The sequence below is a fragment of the Streptomyces sp. AC558_RSS880 genome (assembly GCF_019049255.1).
Classification (GTDB): Bacteria; Actinomycetota; Actinomycetes; order Streptomycetales; family Streptomycetaceae; genus Streptomyces.
This window is the reverse complement of record NZ_JAGMUJ010000150.1, coordinates 60,584-84,272: the sequence shown is the minus strand read 5'-3', so window position 1 is coordinate 84,272 and position 23,689 is coordinate 60,584. Positions and strand designations below refer to the sequence as shown.

The 23,689-nt window shown below is 67.3% G+C and carries 20 protein-coding genes and 2 pseudogenes; 9 read left to right on the top strand and 13 right to left on the bottom strand.

Translation table 11 applies throughout. The features are described 5' to 3' along the window. Window positions 1–4: 4 nt before the first annotated feature. The 4 genes from KUM38_RS33510 to KUM38_RS33495 form a co-directional block, all read right to left on the bottom strand. A complete protein-coding gene (locus tag KUM38_RS33510) occupies window positions 5–1,393 on the bottom strand; it encodes an MFS transporter (RefSeq protein ID WP_217135107.1) in 1,389 nt (462 codons plus the stop codon). 593 nt (window positions 1,394–1,986) lie between these two features. Continuing rightward, the gene (locus KUM38_RS42495) at window positions 1,987–2,244 is read right to left on the bottom strand and encodes a hypothetical protein (RefSeq protein ID WP_254398153.1); all 258 of its coding nucleotides are present in this window, start codon (window positions 2,242–2,244) and stop codon (window positions 1,987–1,989) included. Window positions 2,245–2,597: 353 nt separating this feature from the next. Then, entirely contained in the window at window positions 2,598–3,032 is a 435-nt protein-coding gene (locus KUM38_RS33500; RefSeq protein WP_308409125.1) for a TOBE domain-containing protein, read from the bottom strand. Between the two features lie 182 nt (window positions 3,033–3,214). Then, the gene (locus KUM38_RS33495; protein WP_217135105.1) at window positions 3,215–4,159 is read right to left on the bottom strand and encodes a transposase family protein; all 945 of its coding nucleotides are present in this window, start codon (window positions 4,157–4,159) and stop codon (window positions 3,215–3,217) included. Between the two features lie 126 nt (window positions 4,160–4,285). On the opposite strand from KUM38_RS33495, the pseudogene KUM38_RS33490 reads away from it, so the two are divergent. Next, a pseudogene (locus KUM38_RS33490) lies at window positions 4,286–5,088 on the top strand (IS5 family transposase); the annotation flags it as partial. 122 nt (window positions 5,089–5,210) lie between these two features. Then, window positions 5,211–5,747: an SMI1/KNR4 family protein gene (locus KUM38_RS33485; RefSeq protein WP_217135104.1), complete on the top strand. Its 537-nt coding sequence runs from the start codon at window positions 5,211–5,213 to the stop codon at window positions 5,745–5,747. 248 nt (window positions 5,748–5,995) lie between these two features. Here KUM38_RS33485 and KUM38_RS33480 read toward each other — a convergent pair whose 3' ends face one another. From KUM38_RS33480 to KUM38_RS33460, 5 genes are all read right to left on the bottom strand, one after another. Beyond that, window positions 5,996–6,451 carry a TIGR02611 family protein gene (locus KUM38_RS33480; protein ID WP_217135102.1) on the bottom strand — a complete coding sequence of 152 codons (456 nt, stop codon included), beginning with the start codon at window positions 6,449–6,451 and terminating at the stop codon, window positions 5,996–5,998. 615 nt (window positions 6,452–7,066) lie between these two features. Then, on the bottom strand, window positions 7,067–8,284 hold the full coding sequence (locus KUM38_RS33475) for an FAD-dependent monooxygenase (protein ID WP_308409124.1): 1,218 nt from the start codon (window positions 8,282–8,284) through the stop codon (window positions 7,067–7,069). 379 nt (window positions 8,285–8,663) lie between these two features. Next, entirely contained in the window at window positions 8,664–10,019 is a 1,356-nt protein-coding gene (locus KUM38_RS33470) for a flavin monoamine oxidase family protein (protein WP_217135100.1), read from the bottom strand. A 246-nt stretch (window positions 10,020–10,265) separates the two neighbouring features. Next, on the bottom strand, window positions 10,266–10,778 hold the full coding sequence (locus tag KUM38_RS33465) for a TetR/AcrR family transcriptional regulator (RefSeq protein ID WP_217135098.1): 513 nt from the start codon (window positions 10,776–10,778) through the stop codon (window positions 10,266–10,268). A gap of 104 nt (window positions 10,779–10,882) precedes the next feature. Then, entirely contained in the window at window positions 10,883–12,088 is a 1,206-nt protein-coding gene (locus tag KUM38_RS33460) for an NAD(P)/FAD-dependent oxidoreductase (protein WP_217135096.1), read from the bottom strand. Window positions 12,089–12,399: 311 nt separating this feature from the next. On the opposite strand from KUM38_RS33460, the gene KUM38_RS33455 reads away from it, so the two are divergent. From KUM38_RS33455 to KUM38_RS33435, 5 genes are all read left to right on the top strand, one after another. Next, a complete protein-coding gene (locus KUM38_RS33455; protein ID WP_217135094.1) occupies window positions 12,400–12,951 on the top strand; it encodes a TetR/AcrR family transcriptional regulator in 552 nt (183 codons plus the stop codon). After that, window positions 12,948–14,480 (top strand): MFS transporter, encoded by a 1,533-nt coding sequence (locus KUM38_RS33450; protein ID WP_217135092.1) that lies wholly within the window; start codon window positions 12,948–12,950, stop codon window positions 14,478–14,480. The genes KUM38_RS33455 and KUM38_RS33450 overlap by 4 nt, the downstream gene beginning before the upstream one ends. Before the next feature lie 127 nt (window positions 14,481–14,607). Further along, a complete protein-coding gene (locus KUM38_RS33445) occupies window positions 14,608–16,377 on the top strand; it encodes a phosphatidylglycerol lysyltransferase domain-containing protein (protein WP_217135091.1) in 1,770 nt (589 codons plus the stop codon). Window positions 16,378–16,468: 91 nt separating this feature from the next. After that, a complete protein-coding gene (locus KUM38_RS33440; protein ID WP_217135089.1) occupies window positions 16,469–17,719 on the top strand; it encodes a cytochrome P450 in 1,251 nt (416 codons plus the stop codon). A 181-nt stretch (window positions 17,720–17,900) separates the two neighbouring features. Then, window positions 17,901–18,128: an SDR family oxidoreductase gene (locus KUM38_RS33435; RefSeq protein ID WP_217135087.1), complete on the top strand. Its 228-nt coding sequence runs from the start codon at window positions 17,901–17,903 to the stop codon at window positions 18,126–18,128. 39 nt (window positions 18,129–18,167) lie between these two features. On the opposite strand, the gene KUM38_RS33430 is transcribed toward KUM38_RS33435, so the two are convergent. Continuing rightward, window positions 18,168–18,770 carry a TetR/AcrR family transcriptional regulator gene (locus KUM38_RS33430; protein WP_106415454.1) on the bottom strand — a complete coding sequence of 201 codons (603 nt, stop codon included), beginning with the start codon at window positions 18,768–18,770 and terminating at the stop codon, window positions 18,168–18,170. Between the two features lie 24 nt (window positions 18,771–18,794). On the opposite strand from KUM38_RS33430, the gene KUM38_RS33425 reads away from it, so the two are divergent. Both KUM38_RS33425 and KUM38_RS33420 read left to right on the top strand, forming a co-directional pair. Continuing rightward, window positions 18,795–20,174, top strand: coding sequence for a cytochrome P450 (locus KUM38_RS33425; RefSeq protein ID WP_254398152.1), 1,380 nt, complete (start codon window positions 18,795–18,797; stop codon window positions 20,172–20,174). A 53-nt stretch (window positions 20,175–20,227) separates the two neighbouring features. Then, window positions 20,228–21,106, top strand: a pseudogene (locus KUM38_RS33420) (IS5 family transposase). A 15-nt stretch (window positions 21,107–21,121) separates the two neighbouring features. On the opposite strand, the gene KUM38_RS33415 reads toward KUM38_RS33420, so the two are convergent. From KUM38_RS33415 to KUM38_RS33405, 3 genes are all read right to left on the bottom strand, one after another. After that, entirely contained in the window at window positions 21,122–21,514 is a 393-nt protein-coding gene (locus KUM38_RS33415) for an Imm7 family immunity protein (protein ID WP_217135085.1), read from the bottom strand. Window positions 21,515–21,805: 291 nt separating this feature from the next. Continuing rightward, window positions 21,806–21,940 (bottom strand): hypothetical protein, encoded by a 135-nt coding sequence (locus KUM38_RS43115; protein WP_217135084.1) that lies wholly within the window; start codon window positions 21,938–21,940, stop codon window positions 21,806–21,808. A gap of 206 nt (window positions 21,941–22,146) precedes the next feature. Beyond that, on the bottom strand, window positions 22,147–23,517 hold the full coding sequence (locus tag KUM38_RS33405; RefSeq protein WP_217135082.1) for a cytochrome P450: 1,371 nt from the start codon (window positions 23,515–23,517) through the stop codon (window positions 22,147–22,149). Between the last annotated feature and the right edge of the window lie 172 nt (window positions 23,518–23,689).

Here is a 23,689-nt window from a genome sequence, read left to right as displayed (position 1 = left end):
CGGGTCAGGCGGTGCGGGCGTCCTGGGCGGCCGGGGCGGCCTCGACGGATCCTTCCGCGTCACCCGACGGGGCCACGTCCGCCAGGTCACGGTGGCGGGTCTCCTCGGCCGCCGCCACGGCGACGACCGTCAGCAGGCTCGCAGCGATGACGTACAGCGCGATCGGGGTGGAGCTGCCGTGGTCCGCGAGCAGCGCGGTGGCGATCAGCGGCGCCGGCGCGCCCGCCGCGACGGAGGCGAACTGGGCGCCGATGGAGGCACCGGAGTAGCGCATCCGGGTCGCGAACATCTCGGAGAAGAAGGCGGCCTGCGGCGCGTACATCGCCCCGTGCAGCACCAGCCCCACGGTCACCGCCAGCAGCAGGCTGCCGAAACCGCCGGTGTCGATGAGGGCGAAGAACGGGAACATCCACAGCCCCACCCCGGCCGCGCCGATCAGATACACCGGACGCCGGCCGAGCCGGTCCGACAGCGCGCCCCAGGCCGGGATGACGGCGAAGTGGACCGCCGAGGCGATGAGCACCGCGTTGAGCGCGGTCTGCTTCGACACCCCGGCGGACGTGGTCGCGTACACGAGGATGAACGCGGTGATCACGTAGTAGCTGATGTTCTCCGCCATCCGCGCCCCCATCGCCACCAGCACGTCACGCCAGTGGTGCCGCAGGACCGCCACGACCGGCATCCGCTCCGTGCCGGCGTCCGCCTTGCGGACCTCGGCCCGCTCCAGCGCCTGCTTGAACACCGGCGATTCATCGACAGAGAGACGAATCCACAGACCGACGATCACCAGCACCCCGGACAGCAGGAACGGGATCCGCCAGCCCCAGGCCTCGAACGCGGAGTCCGACAGCACGGCGGTCAGCAGCGACAGCACGCCGGTCGCCAGCAACTGCCCCGCCGGCGCACCGGTCTGCGGCCACGAGGCCCAGAACCCGCGCCGCCGGGCGTCCCCGTGCTCGGACACCAGCAGCACGGCACCGCCCCACTCGCCGCCGAGCGCGAACCCCTGGACCAGCCGCAGCACGGTGAGCAGCACGGGCGCGGCGCTGCCGATGGCCGCGTGCGTGGGCAGCAACCCGATCGCGAACGTCGCCCCGCCCATCATCAGCAGGCTCAGCACCAGCAGCTTCTTGCGCCCGAGCCGGTCCCCGTAGTGCCCGAAGACCAGCGCGCCGAGCGGCCGCGCGGCGAACCCGACGGCGTAGGTGAGAAACGACAGCAGCGTGCCGACGAGCGGGTCGGAGTCCGGGAAGAACAGCTTGTTGAAGACGAGCGCGGCGGCGGAGCCGTAGAGGAAGAAGTCGTACCACTCGATGGTGGTGCCGATGAGGGACGCGGCGACGATGCGCTTGAGGTTGTTCGGGGTCGGCGGGGCGGCTGCGGGCGACGACATCGGCACCACTTCCTGGGGATCTGCGGGGACGGTTGGGTGTCGCCACACCGTAGGAAGGCGCAGGTCAGAGGCGTATGTGGTGGGACACCATAGTTCGGAGGCGAGCTATGCGCGCGGTCCCCATGCGTCCTCGCCAAGGGGTGTTTTGGCGGCCTGGAAGGGGGTGGATCGGGCGGTGCCTGCGATGCGTAGATTGGCATGATTTGACGATGGCGTGCTGACTCCCGTGCTGACTGAAAGCGCACGTCATCACCCGTCTTCACCCCTCCCGTGCTGACTTGGTGCTGACTACGTAGCGTTGAAGTCCGTCATCCGGGGCCCATCGGACAGCCGCTGTAGCTTGGTCCGACGTGGAGCTGCCTGAGAGCTCGAGGATCGGGCCCTACGACGAATGGAATGGTCGACCCGTGTGTGGTCTGGCACTTGATGTCGGTGGTGTCGCAAGCGTCCCCACGCGATCGTGCCAGTTGGTAAACCGCGTGGGGGGCGAGGCGAATGGCGACGGCCAAGCTCTCCTCCGAGGGCACGGGCCCTCCCCGTGCGAGAGGTGGCGGTACCTGTCAGGCACGCACGTCAGCGCGGTTGCAACGCTGTCACGACACCCCTGCCGCGCCTTGCTGGACCGGCGACAGATCTGGCGCCGAGTGAGCAACCGCGGTGGCGGCGCCCGCACCATCCCGCTGGCCGGCAAAGCCGTCGGCGCCGAGGTCTTCCTTGCCGGGCAGACCCTCTTTGAAGGCGGCGCCGCGATCGCCCTGCATACCCGCAACTGTCCCGAGTGCGTGACCATCCTTGAAGGCGACGCCATCGCGGAGATCGACGGCACCGAACACCACCCGCTTCGACACCACCTACGTTCCCGCAGGCACGCCCCACCGCTTCCGCAACGCCTCCGCCACCGAGCTCATGCGCATCGTGTGGATCTACGCTTCCTCGACGCCACCCGCACCCTCGTCGAGACGGGTGTCACCGTACGGGGCGACGCCGAGCACGACAGGGCCGCCGCGACAGGCGGCGACTGACCCACCTCATATCCGTAAGGTCCCCCACCCATGCTCACGGGGAACAGCCGGATCGACAGCAATCCACCGCGCGCTACCGGCTCATGGCCCGGTGGGGACGGCCAGTGGACCTTTGCGCCTGCGCCGGCCTCTCGCACGAGGGCTGTGACAGTGCCAGGGCGTCGCCGTCTGCGGTCCGTCGGTCAAACGGTTTCCGGGTAGAGCAGGCAGTCGTCGGGGCGGATGAGCAGGTTGATCTCGCCGTCCGTGTGGCGGACGGGGCTCTCGGCGTGGACGCGCAAGTCACCGACGCTGAGCTCGTACTCGAACCGGGCACCGGTGTAGGAGCACTGTTCGATCCTTGCCCGGAGCACGTTGACGGTGCCGTCCTGCGGGGCGTCCGCACGGTCGGTGAGTGTGACGCGCTCCGAGCGCAGGCCCACGGTCGCGGGTGCTCCCGTGGTACCGGTGCCGGCCACCTTCAGGCGTTGGCCGGTTTTGCCCAGTGCGACCTGTACGGTTCCGCCCTCGGCGGAGTCGACACGGCCCTCCAAGAGGTTGCGGCGGCCGATGAAGCCGGCGACCTCGGGCGTGTCGGGGGTCTCGTAGATCTCCCCTACTGCACCGGATCGACCCACGACGCGGCCTTACCATCGACGACTTCACAACGCTGACGGCATGGGCGACCGGCCTCGACTGACTCTGCAGCCGGTCGACAATCGACTGCGACGCCTTCCTCCGTGACCTTTACGGGACAAGTCTTACGAGCTCGTGCACGGTAAGCGGTAGCGTGTCGAGGGCTGTGGATTGGCCGTTGTGTTCACGTTCGCGTACCACTGGCCAGTGTGGCGGCTTGCTGGTGGGAGAGTAGTCCGGCGACAGCCTGGATGATGTCGCTCATGTGCTCGCGGCGGCCGTGGTGCCGCGCGAGGGATCGCCAGTTCTTCAGATGGCCGATGCCGTGCTCGACCCGGATGCGGCGCGAGGAGTGCGCCTTGCGCTGCCGCTCGTGCATCTCCTCGTACCACTCGGGCGGGTTCTTCTTGAACTTGCGGTGCGGTGGCGTCACCACCCGCCCGCCGGTCTGGGCACCCAGTCCCTGGTAGCCGGCATCGGCCAGGATCTCCACGGCGGGTCCGTCGGCCAGTAGCTTGACCAGGCTCAACTTCCGGGCGTGTGTGATGTCCGCGCAGCTGGCCGGTTCGGCCGGACTGCAGAACAGCAGCCGCCCTGCGGCGTCCGTGACGACCATCGACTTCACGGCGTTCTGCTTGTTCTTCCCGGAGATGAACTTCTCCCGGTCCTTGCGCCCGGCCGCCGGACGACGCACCCGGACCTCGGTTCCGTCGATGATCCCGGTCTGCCCGCTCGCGCCGAGATAGTCGATGACCTCGGCGAGGCTACGCAGCCTGAGGCCGGGCGCAACGGTGCAGCCCCGCTCGGCGAGCAGCGGCCGCACTTCACCGATCGCGCGCGTAATGGTGGAGCGGTCGACACCGAACCAGCAGGCCAACACATCGTGCGTGGCGCCATGGCGGAGGTGCACCAGCGTGGCCAACAGGCGGTCGACGAAGACCAGCTTGTGCTTGGCCCCGGCACCAACTGCCCGGCGGCGAGGGCGTGACGTCAGCACGGCCTGGTGCCGCTCGTGCCACAACGGGCCAATCTCAGCAACGAGTTCAGCAATCACTCCGGCCGTCAGCCCGGTGATCCGCTGGCTACGGATGAGTGCTTCACGCGTCCGATTCCCCACCACACAGATCATGATCAACGATCAAGGTCTCGACGTGCTACCGCTTACCGTGCACGAGCTCGTTACAACGGCTAACACAATGAGGTGGATCGTGCCTGGTTGCCGCATCCGAGGGGCGAGTTGAGCGTTCAGTCCGAAGTGGGAACGTCTCCGTGGATCGTGTCGGATGAGCTGTGGGATCGCCTGAAGCCGTTGCTGTCGCAGCGTGAACGCAGGTTCCGGTATCCCGGCCGCAAGCCGCTGCCGGATCGGGATGTGCTGTGTGGGATCTTGTATGTGCTGCACACCGGTATCCAGTGGGAGGACCTGCCGCAAGACCTCGGTTTCGGCTCGGGCATGACGTGCTGGCGGCGGCTGAGAGACTGGAACGAGGCCGGCGTGTGGCAGAGACTGCATGAGGTCCTGCTGGCCGAGCTGAACGCCGCCCTACGGTTGGATTGGTCCCGGTGTATGGTCGGCTCCTCCCACGTAAGGGCCCTAAAAGGGGGATCCACACGGGTCCCTCGCCGGTCGACCGGGGACGGGCCGGCTCGAGACATCATCTGATCACTGACGGGCAAGGCACTCCGCTCGCGTTCCTGCTGACTGGCGGCAACCGCAACGATGTCACTCAGCTGCTGCCTCTGCTCGACGCGATCCCACCGGTCCGCGGCCGGGTCGGCCGCCCCCGCCGCAAGCCCGACTACCTGTTCGCCGACCGGGGTTACGATCACGACGTTTACCGTGACCAGGTCCGCGCTCGCGGCATCGTGCCTGCGATCGCCCGCCGCGGAACCCGGCATGGCACGGGACTGGGCACCTATCGCTGGGTCGTGGAGAGGACCTTCGCGTGGTTGCACGGCTTCCGACGCCTGCGGATTCGCTGGGAACGGCGAGCCGACATCCACGAAGCGCTCCTCAGGCTGGCCTGCTGCCTGATCACCTACCGGCGAGTGCAATCCTTGTGTCAGCCGTTGCGCGCTGCTGGCCGCTGCAAACCCTCGGGACAGCAGCTGAGGGTCTCACCAGTGTTCCTGGCGGCCTCCGAGAGCGGTGCCCCGGGAGATGAGGAAAGAAGTCTGACATGACTCAGCCTGTTGTCGCCCGCCTGCATCAACTACTCCCGCCGCCCGTCTCCACAGGGGACGGGGTGGACTGGGAAAGGCTAGCCGACACAGCGCAGTTGGAACTTCCGATGGATTACCGTGAGTTCGTGGAGCTGTACGGCGGAGGAGAGATCAACGAGTACTTGGCCGTTAGCACGCCTCCGGTCCAAGGATCGCCCTACGGGTGTCTCCTCGACAGACTCGATTCCACATTCTCGGACCGGGATTGGCAGGAATTGGACGCTGTCCTTGGTGGGCAAGGCGTGCCACCTCTGTTGCCCTTCGCGGACCCGGCGAGCAGCGATGTCGCCTTCTGGCTTCGGAAGGGTGCACCCGACAGTTGGAGAGTGGCCACTTTTCGTAGGCAGGCGCAGTACGGGGCGAACCGCTGGACTGCCTTCGACGGTGGCATGGCACAGTTCTTGGTAGACGCCCTGACTGACGTAGTGGATCCGTTCAGCGAGCGGGTCTCAGGGCCGGGCCCGCACATGTTCGTGAACTGGCGCGAAATGTAGCCAACAGGCGAACTCGCGCGTCCCCCGAACCTACTGCCGTCCTTGACGTCACCAGTTGACCGCTCACCTCATTGTGTTAGCCGTTGTTAGTCACCCGGCCTCAGACCTGCTGCGTATCTCGCCGAAGTCGAGTACCGCAGCCGGAAACGGAAGACGCCTCACCTCCCAACTCGCGACTTCGAAACCAGGTGATTGGACGAACAATAGAAGCTCTGCCTTGTCAGCGGCACCGCCGGACCATTGCTGAATCACTGCTTAATTTTCCACGGTACGACTATGCCGAACTTCCAGAGGTAGATTCCTGCCAGCGCTGTGATGATCACGAGCCCCGCCGTGGTGAGAATGACATTGCGCCGCCGTACCTTAGGGTCGAGTGCGCGCTGGGCGGCTTCGGTGACCTTACGCCGGGTCCAGCGTAGGACGACCTGTGCCCAGGCGAATTCGGTCGCCCAGATGGCCATGCCACCGAAGATCACCAGCCAGCCCGGGCCGGGCAGCACCAGCATCGCGACGCCGGCCCCAATTACGGCGAGACCAACGACAAAGATTCCGACCTGCCAGCCCAGGCGGAGGAAACTTGACTTCCGGATGAACTCGGGGGCTCGCGAGCCCAGTTTCCGCTCCGTCGCCCGCTCGTCCCCCACAGCGGAATCAGCGGTCACCGTCACGGCGACCTTGTTCTGGTTATCATTCTCCGCGTTCATAAAGCCCAACCTATCGGAACCGAGACCTTGACCGGAATGGAGGTATGACCCAAAGGGACACACGTGAAAAAGAACGGATTGAAGCACCGCAAGGTGCTTACGGTGGTGGACACCTCTGCGCGGAACGGGACTGGAACGAGTGCGAGTGCCTCGCGCGGTCGACCCAACCGGCTGGCTCAACCCCCAGACTAAAAAACCCATCCCGCTGCTCTGAGGCCCTGATTCGCGTAGTGATGATCGACCACACTGGCCGGAGGCTGACCCGAGAATTCATCCCAAGACCGGAAAGGCCCACAGCGGGCCCAGTGAGGGGCCGCTACTGCCAGGCGGGCTTTCTCGGCCATTCCTGACCCGAAATCGGTCGACCTGGCGCAGCAACAGATTGGCCAACTGGACGACCTGAACCGTTTCGATCGGTTCCTCGAAGCCAACGGTGCGATGACTGGTGGGGTTCATGGAACGGCTCTTGGCTCCGGCGAACAAGGCGAAGTATGACTTCTGTTCGTGGCATCAGCGCGACGTCGACGAGGGAGCTCATCGAGCCCGGAGGCGTCGCGGCCGGCGACCTCGATCGCCTTCATGGCGGCGAAGTCCGCGGTCTCGTGGTGGGGGCTGTCAGACGGCGGCGATGTCGATGGACATCTCCTTGAACGCCTTGTCCATCATGGCCGTCATGACCTTCTTGCCGACGCGGTTGGTCAGTACCTTCTGCATGGCGGTGCGTACGATTTTGTCCTTGCGGGTCTGGGGGACGAATGTCGGCAGGCCTTCGGTACGGGCGGACTTCTGTTGGAGCGCCATGAAGGGGCGTAGTTTCTGGTCCCATTCGCGCAGGGCGCGGGGAGTGTTGCCGGGGTTGCGCTGGAGCAGGGTGCCCAGCAGGTCGGCGCCGGCCATTGCGGTGGAGGCGCCCATGCCGGAGTAGAGGGTCAGGCACCAGGCGGCGTCGCCGAGCAGGACGATCCGGTCGGTGTGCCAGGTGTCCATTTCGATCTGATGGGCGGAGTCGAAGATGTAGTCCTCTGCCTGCTCGAACTGCCGGAGCAGGTGGCCGAGGACGGGGCCGGCGGGCTCGGGTCCGAAGGCGGCGCGAAGGGACTCGATGGGCGGGCGGCGGAACTGGGCGTCCTCGTCGGCGGTGCGGTAGTTGAACAGCAGTCCGGGCTGGTGGTCGGTGAAGGGGAAGGTCCACACGGAGCGCCCGGGTTCGGCGAGGACGATGCCGTCCTGGGCTCGGTAGCCGGGGACGGGTTCCTTCATGGTGGTGGCTGCGACGATGTGGTGCAGCGGGCGCATGAACCGGCTGTCGGGGCCGAACGCGAGGCGGCGGACGGTGGAGCGCAGGCCGTCGGCGCCGATGACGAGGTCGAAGCGCTCGGTGGTCTCCGCGGCGTCTTCGCCGGTGGTGGTGCGGAGGGTGACGTCGACGCCTGCGGGGTGTTCGTCGAGGGCGGTGGGCGTGGTGCCGTAGCGGATTTCGGTGCGGGGGGCGACGGTGTCGTAGAGGGCGGTCTCGATGTCGCCGCGCAGGATCAGGCGAGGGCCGCCGGGCAGGTCGCCGTAGCCCATGCCCGGACGGCGGCGTCCGTCCCGCTCCACGTCGTAGGTGATGCTGGTGGGGTCGGTGCGGTTGCCGATGGCGTCGAGGATGCCCATGCGCTTCGCGGTGGCGCGGCCGGTTTCGAAGAGGCCGATGAAATAGCCGGCGGCGCGGCGTTCGGGGGCCCGCTCGACGATCACGGGCTCCCACCCGATCTCATGCAGGCGCATCGCCGTGGCGAGGCCGCCGATTCCCATGCCGACGACCAGGGCTCGGGGTGTGCTGCTGTTCACTTGGGGTCTCTCCTCTGCAGTGCGGGTCCGTGACTGCGGATCCGCTACGTGATGCGGCGGCCGGGGACATGGGGACGGCGGGTGCGGCGGCGGGATCCTGCCTGGCAGGGCGCGGCGGAAGAGCAGACCGTGGACGACGGCTCCGATGGCGCAGGGAGCGGCGGACCGCGTGCAGAGCGCTGAGCAGATCTCCAGCGTGCGCATGCGGGCGTGCTCTGGGCGGGCGGGCTGGGGGCCGGTCCGGGGCGGACTGTCCGGCCCCTCCCGTCGCTGCTGCTCTTGGCCTGCGGTAGCGAACCGCGAAGAGCCGGTGGTCAGGTGCCTTGCGGGAGGTTATGCACGGCGGCCCGGGGCACGGGGCCGGCGAGGGCGGGTGTCGTCACTGCCCGGCGTCGAGGCGTGCTGCCACTTCGGTGGCCGCGCGCTGTCCCGAGAGGATGGCGCCGTTCATGGTGCCGGATGTCTCGTCGGCTGTTTCGGTGCCGGCCCAGTGGACGCGTCCGACCGGCTGGCGCAGGTACGGTCCGAAGGTGGTCCATGTCTTCGGTCCGACTGCCGGGTTGGGCCCGCCGGGTGCGAAGCTGTCGTTGCCCCAGGAGAAGTCGGTGTAGTCGATGGAGTGGCGGGCCGGCTTACCGTACAGGTGGATGAGGTGCCGCATGACGCGGCGGCGGCGCTCGGCCTCGTCGTATGCGTCGAACCCGCGTGCGTCACAGAACACCATGAGGATGCCGGGGCCGTCGGCGCGGGGGCTGACGTCGAAGGTGAGGAAGGCGGTCTCGTCGTCGGACATTCCCTCTCCCGAGAGACCTTCGCTTCGCCAGAAGGGGCGGTCGTAGGCGACGAAAGCCTTGCTGAGGGCTCCCAGTCGCCAGCTGCGCGAGAGTCCGTAGTGGCGCTCCGGGAGTGCGGGCGTGAACTCGATGGTCGAGCGGTGTGTCGGCGATGCCGTCACGATGACGTACCGGGCATCGATGGTGTGCTTGCTGGTCTCGACCGTGACGCGTTCGCCGACCGTGGTGATGCGCTCCACCGGGGAGGCGAGGAGCAGGCAGTCTTCCAGCGTGCCGGCGAGCCTGCTGACCAGCGTGTGCGTGGTTCCCAGCACTCGGTCCTGCTGGTCGCCGCCCTCGACGGCGAGCATGTGCTCGATGCCGCCCAGGTTCTTGATGTACCGCATCACGTTGAACAGTGACACCTCGCCGACGGGTGCGCCCCAGTGCACCAGGCTGAACATGTTCATGAACTTGCGGGTGTCCGTCAGGGCGTGCTTCAAGGTCAGCCATTCGCCGAGCGACATCGAATCGAAGTGCGCGGCATGGGGGTGCTCCCAGGGGGACGAGACGGGAAGGCCGTCGACCATCTTCTGCAGGGTGCCCATGATCCGCGTGAGGTCGAGCATCGCCCAGGGCGCCATGGACGTGGCGCTCTCGATCTTGCGCTTGCCTCCGAAGGACATGACGCCCTTGCCCGGTTGGAACTGGGGCACGAACTCGCAGTCGAATCGGCGTGCGAGGTCGCGTACCGCGGTGTGACCCGGTGCGACCCAGGTCGCTCCGGCGTCGACGGGGACGCCCGCGACCTCGACCGTGTGGATCCGTCCGCCGACGCGGTCACGGCCCTCGATGACGACGACGTCGTGCCCGGCTCGGGAGAGCTGGTCCGCTGCCGTGAGTCCTGCGAGCCCGGCTCCGACGACGACGACGTCAGCGGATCGGGTGCTGGCACTGGTCATGGTCGCGCTCCGTTCGTATGCGGCCTGCCGGCCGTCTGGCTCTTCCCAATACTGTACTGACATGTCAGTACAGTTTTCAAGTCGGGATGCCATGTTCCGAGGTGAAGGTGGAAAGAGTTGTGGGCGATTAGGAAGAACGGCTTCCGCGGGAACGCCACCACATACGAGAAGACCGCCACTTCCTGCAAAGTGGCGGTCTTCCTTGCGTCGATCCTGCTCCGGGCAAAATCCCCTCGGAAGCGGACCTCAGGCGCTGGGGCTGGCAAGATCCTCCAGCTTGTTACGCAGGGCGACGAGTTCGGCACGATCAGGCTTGAGCCCCCATCCGGTCATCAGGCCGGCGCCGTCGATGGCGTTGAGGATGACCGTGCGCGCTCCGACCGACAGTCCGTCCTTGGCCATCTCGGCCTTCCAGGCGGCCCCGTCTTCGGCGAGAACTTCGGGCACCCCGGGGGTGACGGCGAGGGCAGCCAGGAGGAACAGCCGCTCGCCGACCGCATCGATCTCGTCGCCTTCCAGAGATGCGCGGATGAACGCGCGTGCCAGACGGCCGGGCTCCTGGCCGTCCTCAACGTTGTCATGCACCGCTTTGCGGAACTGGGTGAGCACATCGCGGGTCAGGGCGACCCACAGCGCGTTCTTCGAGCTGTAGTGGTAGATCACGGCCCCGCGGGTCATCCCGGCCGCGTCCGCCACGTCATCGAGGGTCGCCCGGGCTCCCTGGGCCACGACGACACCCCTCGCGGCGTCCAGGATCAACCGCTTGGTGTCCTCAGGTCCTCGTCCTGCTGTGCGTCCCATTGATCTCTCTCATGTGCAGTTGACGTCGTTCGGCGACCAGTGTGCCCGGTCGCGCGATCTCGTCACAGCTTGGTGATCTGCTTGGGGCGGGAGGGCTCAGCCCCGAAGGGGGTCTTCCTGCGGTTGCTGTGCCTTGTCAGTGTCGCCGGGATGGTGGCCAGCAGGTCGCCGATCCCTCCAGCGAGCGTGGCCGCGCGGTTGCGTCCCTCGGCCCGGGTGCTGAACTCCACGGTCCGCGCCGTAATGCTCTGTGCCGTCTTGGCGAAGGGACGGATCTCGGCCTCGAACCGTGCGAAGGCGAGAGTGACGTCATCGGTGTCGCGGAGGGACTCGGCGAGCACCTTGGCGCCCGGCAGGGACGCGTGCGCGCCCATGCCGGAGACCGGGTCGATGCAGTGGGCGGAGTCGCCGAGGAGGACGACCCGGCGGGTGTACCAGCGTGGCAGTCGCACCTGTGAGAACCGGGTCAGTTTGGTGTCCTCGGACTTGCGTGCTTCCGCCGCGACCGCGCGCATGTCCGGGCCCAGGCGCTCGACCATGTCACAAACCTGCTCGACCAGCATCGGCTCGTCCGGCGTGGTCGAGCCCGGCACGGGAACAACCGCCATGACCGACGTCTGGTCGGTGTCCAGGAACGGGTAGATCAGCGACAGCATCCCCTCGCGGGACGCGATCACCGCACGCCCGTCGGGCAGGGGCACGTCGGCGTTGATCCATACGTGGGTCAGGCCATTGCGGTACACGCTGTGCGCTTCTGACGCCAGCGTCAGCCGGCGCACCGTCGAGTGCAGCCCGTCCGCCCCGACCACCACGTCGAACGACTCCGACGAACCATCACTGAACCGGGCCAGGACGTCGTCGCTACGGTGCTCCAGCGCCTCGAGCCCGACGCCCAGCCTCTTCTGAACCGTGCTCGGCAGGTGCGCGAACAGCCTCGACAGCAGCACCGAACGGCGGGCCAGACGCCAATCGCTGTCGCCGTCGAGCTTGAGCTCGCGGACCTTGCGCGTGCCCCACCGCACCGACATCGCCGGCGCCGCGAAGGTCACCTCGTCGATGATCTCCTGGCCGCCCATGAGCCGCAGCACCCGCGTCGCCTGAGCATCCAGTTGCAGCAGATAACTGCTCGGGTACGGCTCGGCCTCCTTGTCGACGAGCACGACCTCCCATCCCTCGTGCTCCAGCCACCATGCCGCGGCGCATCCGGCCATCCCGCAGCCCACCACGAGAGCCCGTCGTCGAGCGGTCTCCACGGTCCCGGATGCCATACACCCTCCAAAACTAGTCTGACTTGTCAGTACAGTTTATGGGTGGGTGTGGGGCCCGTCAATGACGGGGGCCGCATAGGCCAGGGCGGGGCGGCCTCGTCGGCGGCGCCCGGACGGCCCGAGCGTGGTGCGCCGGCCCTTATGTGGCAGCAGTCGTTCTTCGATGCGGCCGAAGGGTCTCGGGATGACGTGGCCGGCCTGCGCGTGTGTGACTGCCGGTGAGGACGTGAGAGTGGGGCCAGGGGGTCGCAGCGGGAGTCGATGACGTAGCGGATGAGACATCATCGTCTCGTATGAGTTAAAGTTGACTCATGAGCTTCGATCGTGATCATGTGTTGCGTGCCGCTGCCGATCTGTTGACGCGCAAGGCCACGGCGACCACGGAAGAGGTCGCCCGGGCCGCCGGGATCAGCAGGGCGACACTGAACCGCCATTTCTCCGGACGTGACGTTCTGGTGCGCGCCCTGGAGGACCTCGGTATCACCGAGTGCGAGGCGGCTCTGGACGCGGCCCGCCTGACGGAGGGGACGGCAGAAGAGGCGGTGCGCCGTCTGGTCCGTGCCCTCGAGCCCTGCACGAGCCTGCTCGCCTTCCTGTACTCCGAGAACCAGCTCTTCGAGGGCGAGGGGCAGCACGCGGGCTGGTCCCGTATCGACGCCCGGCTCACCGAACTGTTCCGCCGGGGCCAGGAGAGCGGCGAGTTCCGCATCGACCTGAGTGCGGTGTGGCTCACCGAGGCCCTGTACGGACTGTTGGCCGCCGGCGGCTGGGCCGTCATCGAGGGCCGGGTGGCCCGCAACGACTTCACTCACATGATCGCCGAGCTGCTGCTCGGCGGCACCATGCGAAGGGACGCATCATGACCCATCCCCTGAGTACGGCTGAACAGGCCGGCACCCAACGGGCTCCGGGCCGCTGGATCGCCCTGGGCGTCCTGGTCCTGGCCGTGCTGCTCGTCGCGGTGGACGCCACCGTCCTCGGACTGGCCACGCCCTACCTCAGCGAGGACCTGCAACCCTCCGGCACCCAGCTGCTGTGGATCGGCGACGCCTACTCGTTCGTCCTTGCGGGCCTGCTCATCTCCATGGGAAGTCTGGGTGACCGGATCGGCCGCAAACGTCTGCTGCTGATGGGCGCGACCTTGTTCGGGTTGGTCTCCATCCTGAACGCTTATGCACAGACCCCCGAGATGATGATCCTCGCCCGGGCGCTGCTCGGTGTCGCCGGCGCCACGCTGATGCCCTCCACGCTCGCGCTGATCCGCAACCTCTTCCACGACCCGCGTGAGCGCAGCCTCGCCATCGGTATCTGGAGCGCCGCCGCCTCCGCGGGCATGGCGGTCGGCCCGATCGTCGGCGGTGTGCTGCTGGAGCACTTCTGGTGGGGCTCGGTCTTCCTGATCAACCTGCCCGTCATGGCGCTGCTCGTCGTCATCGGCTTCAAGATGCTGCCGGAATCGCGCAACCCCTCCCCGGGACCGTGGGACCTGCCGAGTGTCTTCCTGTCGCTGGTCGGCATGGTCGGCGTCGTCTACGCCGTCAAGGAGACCGCGTCCGAAGGGCTCTCCTGGCTCATCCTCGCGGCAGGCGTGCTCGGTGTCGCCGCTCTCTACGGGTTCGTCCGGCGCCAGCGCGCCCTGCCCGTCCCGCTGGTGGACGTCAGTCTGTTCCACAACCGTGGCTTCAGCGGCGCCGTCCTGGCGAACGTTCTGACCATTCTCGGGCTCTCCGGGCTGCTGTTCTTCCTCTCCCAGTACCTGCAGCTGGTCCAGGACCGGCGGCCCATCGAAGCGGGCATCGCCGAACTGCCGGCCGCCGCGGGCGCGGTCGTGGCCGGTCTGGTCGCCGGCGCCGCGGCGCGACGCTTCTCGGTGCGCGCGGTCGTCTCCAGCGGCCTGGCCGCCATCGGCCTGTCCCTGGCCGCCCTGACCACGCTCACCCAGTCCACCGGCTACCCCCTGATCGGCACCACCCTGCTGGTCGTCGGCTTCGGCGCCGGACTGTCGTTCACGATCACCTCGGACATCATCCTGACCGCCGTACCCAAGGAACAGGCCGGCGCCGCTTCCGCGGTCTCCGAGACGGCCTACGAGCTGGGCACCGCCCTGGGTATCGCCCTGCTGGGGTCGGTCGTCACCAACATCTACCAGGACTTCACCGGACCGGCCGGAACCCCGGAGGCGGCACACGAATCGCTGGCCGGAGCCGTCGTGGCGGCCATGCACATGCCCGCCGACGCGGCCGCGGCGCTACTGGCAGCGGCCCGTGAGTCCTTCGTCGACGGCGTGGCACTCGCCTCAGGCGTCGGCGCCGGTCTGCTGCTGCTCGCCTCCGCCGTCGCCTGGTTCCTGCTGCGCGGCCAGAAGCTGACCAACGAACCCGTCGAGCACTGAGCACGAACGCAATCAGCGTCGGCGCGTGCCGTCGGCGGAGGGCCGGACAGGTTCTCCGCCGACGGCCGTCGGCGCGCTGCGGCTGTCACCAGCGCCCCACCGAAAACAGCCCGTTCAGGAAGAGACCATGAGTAACCGTCCCGCCGCCAACCAGATCTCTGTGGATCGCAGGTCCCTGCTCTCGCAGCGGGCGGCCGCCTACGCGGTGTGGTACTTGCGCATCGTCGCGTTCATCAACTTCCTCAGCGCGATATGGGTCTCCCTCGGCCAGGACGTACGCCGGCACAATCAGCAGGACCTGTTCACGCCGCACCTGCTGACCGCCGGCTTCACCTCCGGGGTCTTCGCCGCCTTCCTCGCGGTGACCATGCGGCGTCGCAAGCGCGCGGCGTGGATACTGAACATGGCCCTCGGCGGACTGTTCCTGGCGATCGTCTGCTTCGCCATGTTCTTCCAGGAGTTCCGACAGCACCCGCTGGACTGGATCTCCCTGTTCATCACCGTGACGTTCGTGGTCGCGCTGCTGCTGGGGCGGCGCGAGTTCTACGCGAAGGGTGACCGCTCCAACCCGAAGCTCGCCGCGGCGGTGGCCGTCGGTGGACTGCTGCTGTCCTCGCTGCTCGCGTGGCTTCTGGTGACCGTCGCCGACCACGCTCCGCACGGCACCGGCACCTCGTTCGCCGAGCGCTGGGGCTACGGCACCCTGCAACTGTTCACCGTCAACGTGGACGAGTCACGCTTCCCGGGCATCACCGTCGCGCACGGGGTCGATGTCGCCATCAACGTGCTCGGCACGGTGCTCCTCGTCGCCGTCGCCTACGCAGCGTTCCGGGCCCGCCGTGCCGTAGACCCGCTCAGCGAGGACGACGAGACACGGCTGAGGGCGTCGCTGGAGTCGTACGGAGAACGCGACTCCCTCGGATACTTCTCGTTGCGCCGGGAGAAGAGCGCGATGTGGTCGCCGACTGGCAAGGCAGCCGTCGTCTACCGCGTGGTGGGCGGAGTGTCGTTGGCGTCCGGCGACCCGATCGGGGACCCGGAGGCATGGCCGGGAGCCATCACTCCCTGGCTCGCCGAAGCGCGCGCCCACGGCTGGTCGCCCGCGGTCATGGGGGCGAGCGAGGAAGCGGGCACCATCTACGCGCGGCACGGACTGGACGCGCTGGAACTCGGCGACGAAGCGATCGTCGACATCGCCGACTTCACCCTGGAGGGGCGCGCCATGCGCACCGTGCGGCAGGCCCACAACCGAGTGCAGCGGGCCGGATACACCGTGCGCATCCGGCGCCACCAGGACATCCCCGCAGACGAGATGGCGCTCCTCGTCGAGCACGCCGACGACTGGCGCGACGGCCACACCGAACGCGGATTCAGCATGGCGCTGGGCCGACTCGGGGACCCGGAGGACGGGCTGTGCGTGATGGCCGAGTGCCATGACGGCGACGGCGAGCTGCGGGCGCTGCTGTCCTTCGTGCCATGGGGCTCGAAGGGATTGTCCCTCGACCTGATGCGCCGGGACCGTGACTCCGACAACGGGCTGATGGAGTTCATGGTCATCGAGTTGCTGCGCCGCGCGAACGAGATCGGCGTCGCCCGAGTGTCCTTGAACTTCGCGATGTTCCGTTCCGTGTTCGAACGCGGGTCCCGACTGGGCGCCGGTCCGGTCCTGCGGCTGTGGCGCTCACTGCTCAGCTTCTTCTCCCGCTGGTGGCAGATCGAGTCCTTGTACCGCGCCAACGCGAAGTACCGCCCCACATGGGAGCCGCGCTTTCTGCTCTTCGAGAAGAGCGCGGACCTGTTGCGCATCGGGTTGGCGTCGGCCCGCGCCGAGGGCTTTCTGGAGGCCCCGGGGTTGCCCAAGTGGCTCCATCGGCGACGCCTGCGGATCGACAGCTAGGCCCCGAGACGACGAAAGGCACACGATGGGTAACCGCCCCGACCAGGTGGCACAGCATTCCGCTTGGGGCAACGGGCCCGCTGTGCGCGGCATGCGGCTGTGGCTGCTGGCTCGCTCCGGCGACCCGGTGGCGAAACTCCTCGAACCGGGCTTTCGAGGCGACGCCCACGCGCTGTACGCACGCATGCGTTCACAGGGCCCCGTCTACCGCAGCCGCACAGGAATGTTCGCCGTCCTCTCATACGAACGCGGCTACCGGATTCTCCGGGATCCGCGTTACTCGACCTGCGAGTCACTCGTCCGTCCTTCCGGGGTGCATACGCTCACTCCCCGCGCGTACGCCGTTGCCGTTCCGTCCGTGGAGTCGGCTCTGCGGCACGCCGCGGTCCACGTCGATGCCGCGGCACGCGCCCTGGTCCGCCGACTTGCGTGTGGGGAATCCTTCGACGCCGTCGAAGGGTTCGCCTTCCCTCTGGTCGTGACGTGTCTGCGTGAGGTACTGGACGTCCCGCCGGGTGACTCGGAGCGCTTCATGAAGATCTGTGACGCGCTCAGCGGGCCCGCCCGTGGGGCTCCGGCGACGGCCGATGCCGAGGCGGTGCGTGATGCGCGCGAGGACCTGGCGGCTCTTGTCATCCGGCTCGAACGGGAGAGGCGCCACAGTACCGCCGACGACCTGATCAGCCGACTCGCCTCGTCCCGAGCCCGGGGCCCGGCCGCCATGGACCTGGCCGGCCCGGTCGATCAGGTGCGTCGGCGCGGTCTCCTGAACGCCGACGGGGCCGCAAAGCCATACATCGTCTCCGATCGGCTGGATCTGGAGGAGCTCGCCGAACTCTGCGAGGCTTTGATCACCGTCGGCCTGAGCATCGCGGTCGGCCTGATCGGCAACGCCATCGCCGCACTGACGGCGCATCCGGACCAATGGAAGATGCTCACGGCTTCTCCCCGACTCGCGAGCAAGGCGGTCGAGGAGACCTTGCGCTTTGATCCCCCACACCAGTTCGCCCTGCGTGTCACCTCCGAAGAGGTAGAACTGGCAGGCCACACACTGCCGCGCGGAACCGGCGTTCTGGTGATGCTCGCCGCGGCACACCGCGACGTCGACCGGTTTGCGCACCCGACGCGCTTCGACATCACCCGCGATGGTGAGGGCCACCTCCTCGTTCCGGACGGCGCCACAGGTCTGGCACTCTCGCTTGCCCGCCTCGTGGGACAGACCGCCCTGTGGACACTGGCGCACCGACTGCCGGAACTGTCTCCGGCAGGGCCTGCGGTGCGTCGCCCCAGGGGTACCGTCCGCGACTTCCTTCGGCTACCGCTCCGAGCACCTCACCTGTAGGCGCACCCCGGGGGACGGCCCACGTGCCGCGGGCAACTGGCAGGGACGCCCCATGCACGGGCGCCCTCCGACAACGCCCCGCGCCACATGTGGCAAAGGGTGTGAACGTCGGCCAGAGCGGACCACAGGGCGATCCTCCCTCAGGAGTTCACAACAGAAGAAGACTGATCACGCCATGTTCATGCAGGGGAAGGCAGTCTTCGTCTCCATAGCCGCGCGCGGTCAGGGCGCGGCGCAAGCGCGCCGGATGGCGGCCGAAGGTGCCGCGTATCTGCTCACGGAGATCCTCGACGCTACGGGCAAGGAGACCGCCGCCGGTATCGCCGAGGCGGGCGGGGCGGACTTCCTCCACCTGAACGTCAGGGAGAACGACGACTGGGAAGCGGTCGACTGCGCACTCACCGTCTGAGAAGCCGTCGCCCGTACCCCTGGTGGGACCTTGCCGCCGTCAGGCGGAACTGCCGCCAAGCAGCGATCGGACCAGGAGCGCGCGCCACTCGTCCCTGACGCGCACCTTCTCGCCCTCCGCGGTGTCGGCGAGCGCCGCCGCCGCGCCCCCCATCATCCAGAAGACGAACTGCACCGCCGTCTCCTGGCCCGACTCGGTCAGGTGGCCCGCACCACGCAGGTCGGTGACGAGATTCTCGATCAGGCCGTAGGAGTACTTCTCCTCGTACTCCCGCCACCTCTGCAGGCCGAGAGCGCCCGGAGCCTCGATCCAGCACAACCGCGCGTACACCGGATCGCAGCAGCGGTCGAGGAACGCATCGACCCCCTGCAGTGCCGCCTCGACGGGGCTGTCCGAGGTCGCCGCCCTCACGACCTCCTCCATCGCCCACGACTCCTGCTGGTCCAGGACGGCTTCCAGAAGCGCCTGCTTGCTCGCGAAGTGATGGTAGACGGCTCCGCGGGTCACCTGCGTCGCCGTCGCGACGTCCGTCAAGGACGTTCCGGCGTATCCCCGGGAAGCGAACAGCGTGGTCGCCTCGCTGAGCAACGCTGCGCGAGTGGCTTCCGAGTACAGATCCCTGCGGCTCTTGACGTCTGGCATACTCTGAGACTACAGACATACACGATGTATGTGACCGACTCTGTGTATCTCGCCTTCGCGACCGAACCCGCGGCGCGCCCCGGAAGGACACCAGCCACGCGGCGCCGTCGGATCTGCGGGCGGGAGAACCCCAGCGCACGAGAGGCCCGCAGGATGACCCGCGACTCAGCCGCTCCGGAGGACTCGGAGCGCAACAAGCCCTCACTGTTCGACCCGTTCGCGAAGGGGTTCACCGACGACCCTTATCCGCAGTACGCGCGCATACGGCAGAGCGCCCCCGTACATGAGCACCCGCTCGGCTTCTGGGTGGTGTCCACCTACGAAGACGTCTCGACGCTGCTGCGTTCAGGCGCCTCCGTCGAGCTGCGAAACGTGACCGGCCCGGGAACCCCTGAGCAGGATTCGACAGCACACGCTGCCCTCCAGCCGATCGACAGTATGTCGATGCTCGACCGCGATCCACCCGACCACACACGCCTTCGTCGCCTCGTGCAGAAGGCCTTCACGCCCAGGGCCATCAGCGCGCTCGAGCCCCGGATCCGGAAACTGACCGACGAATTGCTCGATCGGATGGAGGTCGCGGGAAGCGTGGACCTGGTCTCCGCGCTGGCCTTTCCCTTGCCGTTCGCGGTGATCGCCGAGATGCTCGGTACGCCGCCCACCGATCATGCCCGGATCCGCGAGCTGAGCGGGATCGCCGTTCGATCGCTGGAACCGGTGGTCGATCCGGACATCATGAGCAAGGTCGAGGCAGCGCACGAGGAGCTCGTCGGCATCACGGCCGAAATGATCGCGTGGAAGCGCAACCATCCCAAGGACGATCTGCTCACCGCGCTCATCAACGCCGAAGAAGGCGGTGACGTTCTGAACGAGGAGGAACTGGTCGCCCAGGTGCTGTTGCTGTACATCGCCGGCCACGAGACCACAGTGAATCTGCTCGCCAGCGGCACCGTCGCGCTGCTGCGCAACCCCAGTCAGATGAAGACACTCCTCGCCGACAGGACTCGCGTGCCCGGAGCCGTCGAGGAATTCCTTCGCTACGACAGCCCTGTTCAGGCGAGCGGTCGTGTCACGTTGGAACCGACCGTGCTGAGCGGCGTCGAGATTCCGGCGGGCTCCTTCGTCATGGCACTGCTCGGCTCGGCCAACCGGGACGAGCGGCACTTCGGCCACGACGCCGCGCAGTTGCGCATCGACCGTCAGAACGCACACCATCAGGTCTCGTTCGGGGCCGGCCCTCATCACTGCCTGGGCGCGGCACTGGCGCGCTTGGAAGGACGAGTTGTGTTCGAGCGGCTGCTGGACCGTTTCCCGCGTCTTTCCCTGGCCGGGGACGTCACGTGGAACGGCCGGATCAACCTGCGCGGCCCCGCGACGCTTCCTGTGACCGTGGGGCGGCGCTAAGGCGTGTCCGGCGGATCATGAGCGTTCCAGTGTCCGTGGCCGTGTAGTTGGTCGTGGGCCGTGGTGATCTGACAAATGAGGAGTGGCTCCGTCTGGAGCCTCATCTGCCGGTGGGCGGACGGCGTGGTGGGTGGTGGGCCGGTCACCGGGGGGTGATCAACGGGATCCTGTTTCGGGAGCGGACGGGGATCCCCTGGCGTGACCTTCCGGAGAGGTTCGGCAGGTGGAAGACGGTTTACGAACGGCACCGACGCTGGTCCGCCGACGGCGGCTGGGATCGGATCCTCCAGGCCGTCCAGAGTGCCGCTGATGCCGAGGGCCTGATCGACTGGAGCATGGTGGGTGTCGACTCGACGTCCTGCCGTGCCCACCAGCCCGCCGCCGACGCCCGCAGGAAGGGTCCGCGGACACCGAAAATAGATCGGCGCCCCGGCGGCACCGCCCCGACGAAGGACTCGGAAGGTCCCGGGGCAGGCTGACGAGCAAGCTGCATCTCGCGTGCGACGGCGGCTGCCGGCTGCTCGCTCTTCTGGTCACTCCCGGTCAGTGGGGCGATGCTCCGCAGATGATTCCGGTCCTCGAACGCATCGGCGTGCCCCGGACCGTGGAGGGACGGCCGCGCACCACCCCGGACTGGCTCGGCGCGGATAAGGCGTATTCATCCCGCAGCACCCGCTGGTACCTAGCAGGCGCGGCATCAAGCACACCATTCCCGGACCGAGGGACCAAAGAGCCAATCGTCGGCGCCGTGGCAGCAAGGGCGGTCGCCCCCTCGGCTTCGACAAGGAACGGTGCAAGCGCCGTAACGAGGGGGAACGGACGATCAACCGCCTCAAGAGCTTTCGCGTCGTCACAACTTGCTTCGACAAGCGAGCCTACGTCTTCCATGGCACCGTCACCTGGCCACGATCAGGCTCTGGCTCCGAGCGTGAACCGCTGTCGGCGCCTCACCCAGTGAAGGGATCTTCCACCGTAGGGACGTACGGAGACAGCAATGCCTCCGTGTGGTGCGTGACCCTGCCTCGGACGAGCCTCAGCACGCGTACCTCGTTCTCGTGTTCCGGTTCCTCGTCATCGATAACGTGGAGGAGCCCGTAGGAACCAGGGGCAACCACTGCCACATGCTCGAACAGTTCGACCACGTCAGGCGACGAGCGGTGATTGGAAGAGCCGCCGAGGTGGATGAACGGCTCGCCGTTCATCCACCTGAGATCAAGCAAGTACGGGCTTTCCATCTGGGCAAGGTGAAGGTGCAGTTCATCGACGATCTGCCGCAACCGGGGCTCGTCGTCATCGGTTGCGGTCTCTCTGACCGTGATCCACCCGTGATACTCAAACATCTCACGATCGTAGTGATGACCTGCTTCACCGTTCCGATCGCAGCATGATCCGTCGGACACGTATTACTCCCGCCCAGGTCAGAGCTGTGCGGAGCAGTGGCGGCACGGGGCACCTCGCCCACGCCGTCCCTGCGCGCCGACACGTAGACGATGCCTGCCCCGCAGGTCACTTCGGTCGCGCGTAGCCGGCTGAAGCACACCTCGAAAAACTCGTGCTCCCCAGGCGGGCGGCTCCACGGCGATCGTGATGTCGTCACCGCACCGCACCGCACCGCACCCGGACCCGGACCGTCAGTCGATCTCGGAGCGGACGAGTTGGAAGTCGATGCCGTGGTCTGCCATCTCGGTACTACTTGGGCCTCGGTGCTGCAGGAAAGCGGACAGGATCTCGTCGAACCAGACGAGGTACCGGGCGTTGAAGACCACGCCCTACCGGTCCGCCTCGCAGTAGCGGACCTGCGACGGTTCGACGAATTCCACGCTCTGTCCCTAGGCGCGTCGGTAGCGCGGCGGCGCTAAGAGTTGACGTCAAATGATCTTCGCTCGGCGACGGGGCCCGGGGCGTGTACTTCTTCTGCGGTGAAGGCGGCGAGGAACGTCCGATTCTCTATACCGAATCCGAAAGGGGACTTTTATGGAGTTGCAGACGCATGGAACGGCAGATGGGTGAAGCCGCTGATTGCTCCGCCAGGCCGGCGGACCGCCCGCCCCACCGGTCGCAGTTGCGGCAAGCGGCCGGCTAGGGTCCTGAGGGCGATCTCTCCTGCCAGTTGCGCCAAGGAGTTCTCAAGCCTCATGGCACCGTCGGCAATGAGGTGACTGGGCTGGGTACTCCGTGCGAGGTCGAAGCGGTCAGGGTCGGGGAATTGGTGGCCATCGCGGTGGGCCGCAGCGAGCGCAATCAGAACGCCGCTGCGCGGGGGCAGGGGGTGACCTGCCACCTCAACCTGCTCGGAGGCGATACGCAGGACGAACTGGTGCGGAGGATTGAAGCGCAGGGTCTCTTCGACCGCCTTGGCCGCGAGGGTCGGTGCTGTTCTGAGCGTCTGCCATTGGTCAGGACGGGCCGCGAGTGCGGCCACCGCGTTGCCGATCAGACAGACCGCGGTCTCCAGGCCGGAGGCGATCAGGGTCCTACAGACTGCGGCGATCTCTTCCAGGCTCAACTTGTCAGAGGCCATGCCTGAGCCTCCCAGACTCGTCGCTGGTGTGTCCTGACGGCCACGCCGTTGTATGTGATCGATCAGTGCGGAGAGGTCATTACCTGTCTCATCTCCGCCACGGGAAGCGGTGAGCCGACTGATGAGGTCGCCTCCAGGACTTCCTCGCCGCTCACGTTCCAATCGGATGGCGAGGGCTGCCAGATCCTCGTGCGCATCGTGGACTGCTTCCGCCTGGGCTTCCGAAAGCGTCTCGTCGACGGGTCGGCCGATGACGTCGCAAATATCAGCAAAGTATGCCGAGTCGGCTGACGGAATGCCCAGCACTTCACTGAGACACGCGACAACCAGTGGGAAGGCGAAGTCGTCCACAAGATCTATGGAGCCGGCATCAGCCCGCTGGCGAAGCAGGTCGTGAGCGACGGTGTCGATTCGGGTGGCGGACCGATGCAGAGCCGGGTGCAGCAGCGATGCGGCGATTGAGTACGCCTTTTCGAATCGTGTCGGCCCTGAGCAGCACCCCTCAGCGCGAGTCGGCGCCGGACGCGTGAGCGCGCACGTATGTACGGAGCGGGTGAGTGACTCGCATGTCGAGAAACGTGGATCTTGGAGAACCTGGTGACAGCTGTCGTACGAGACGACGGCGAGCAGTCCTGTACGGCTGCGATGGGCCGGCCCCTGAGCGCGCATCTGCTCGTACAACGCGTAGGCGTCCCCCCGGAAGTCCGGCGCGATGAGTTTGCCGACAGGGTCACCGGTGCGGGCAAGAAGCCTCGTCCGCATGCTGTGCAGGCCGTACGTGCCGGCGCAGGACGACTCGATGTCTTTGGGGCGGTGGCTCATGATCTTCCCCTCGGCAAGCGACTGTAAGCAGGGCGCTGGGCGCGGCTGTTATCCGCGGGCGTTGACGGCTCCGGGTTCGCCTTGCACTCACCGTTGATGCGAGTTCTGCCAGGTGGGCGGCAGGGCCCCGGGCGACACGTTCCGCAGGTGCGGTAGTGGGAGTGAGGAGGTC

Bases quoted from the DNA above. Each gene is read 5' to 3' on its own strand.
- KUM38_RS33480 (WP_217135102.1), bottom strand. From the start codon at position 6,451: ATGAACGCGGAGAATGATAACCAGAACAAGGTCGCCGTGACGGTGACC.
- KUM38_RS33460 (WP_217135096.1), bottom strand. From the start codon at position 12,088: ATGGCATCCGGGACCGTGGAGACCGCTCGACGACGGGCTCTCGTGGTG.
- KUM38_RS33485 (WP_217135104.1), top strand. From the start codon at position 5,211: ATGACTCAGCCTGTTGTCGCCCGCCTGCATCAACTACTCCCGCCGCCC.
- KUM38_RS33495 (WP_217135105.1), bottom strand. From the start codon at position 4,159: ATGATCTGTGTGGTGGGGAATCGGACGCGTGAAGCACTCATCCGTAGC.
- KUM38_RS33470 (WP_217135100.1), bottom strand. From the start codon at position 10,019: ATGACCAGTGCCAGCACCCGATCCGCTGACGTCGTCGTCGTCGGAGCC.
- KUM38_RS33405 (WP_217135082.1), bottom strand. From the start codon at position 23,517: ATGAGCCACCGCCCCAAAGACATCGAGTCGTCCTGCGCCGGCACGTAC.
- KUM38_RS33440 (WP_217135089.1), top strand. From the start codon at position 16,469: ATGCGGCTGTGGCTGCTGGCTCGCTCCGGCGACCCGGTGGCGAAACTC.
- KUM38_RS33435 (WP_217135087.1), top strand. From the start codon at position 17,901: ATGCAGGGGAAGGCAGTCTTCGTCTCCATAGCCGCGCGCGGTCAGGGC.
- KUM38_RS33425 (WP_254398152.1), top strand. From the start codon at position 18,795: ATGTATGTGACCGACTCTGTGTATCTCGCCTTCGCGACCGAACCCGCG.
- KUM38_RS33415 (WP_217135085.1), bottom strand. From the start codon at position 21,514: ATGTTTGAGTATCACGGGTGGATCACGGTCAGAGAGACCGCAACCGAT.
- KUM38_RS33450 (WP_217135092.1), top strand. From the start codon at position 12,948: ATGACCCATCCCCTGAGTACGGCTGAACAGGCCGGCACCCAACGGGCT.
- KUM38_RS33510 (WP_217135107.1), bottom strand. From the start codon at position 1,393: ATGTCGTCGCCCGCAGCCGCCCCGCCGACCCCGAACAACCTCAAGCGC.
- KUM38_RS33455 (WP_217135094.1), top strand. From the start codon at position 12,400: ATGAGCTTCGATCGTGATCATGTGTTGCGTGCCGCTGCCGATCTGTTG.
- KUM38_RS33430 (WP_106415454.1), bottom strand. From the start codon at position 18,770: ATGCCAGACGTCAAGAGCCGCAGGGATCTGTACTCGGAAGCCACTCGC.
- KUM38_RS33445 (WP_217135091.1), top strand. From the start codon at position 14,608: ATGAGTAACCGTCCCGCCGCCAACCAGATCTCTGTGGATCGCAGGTCC.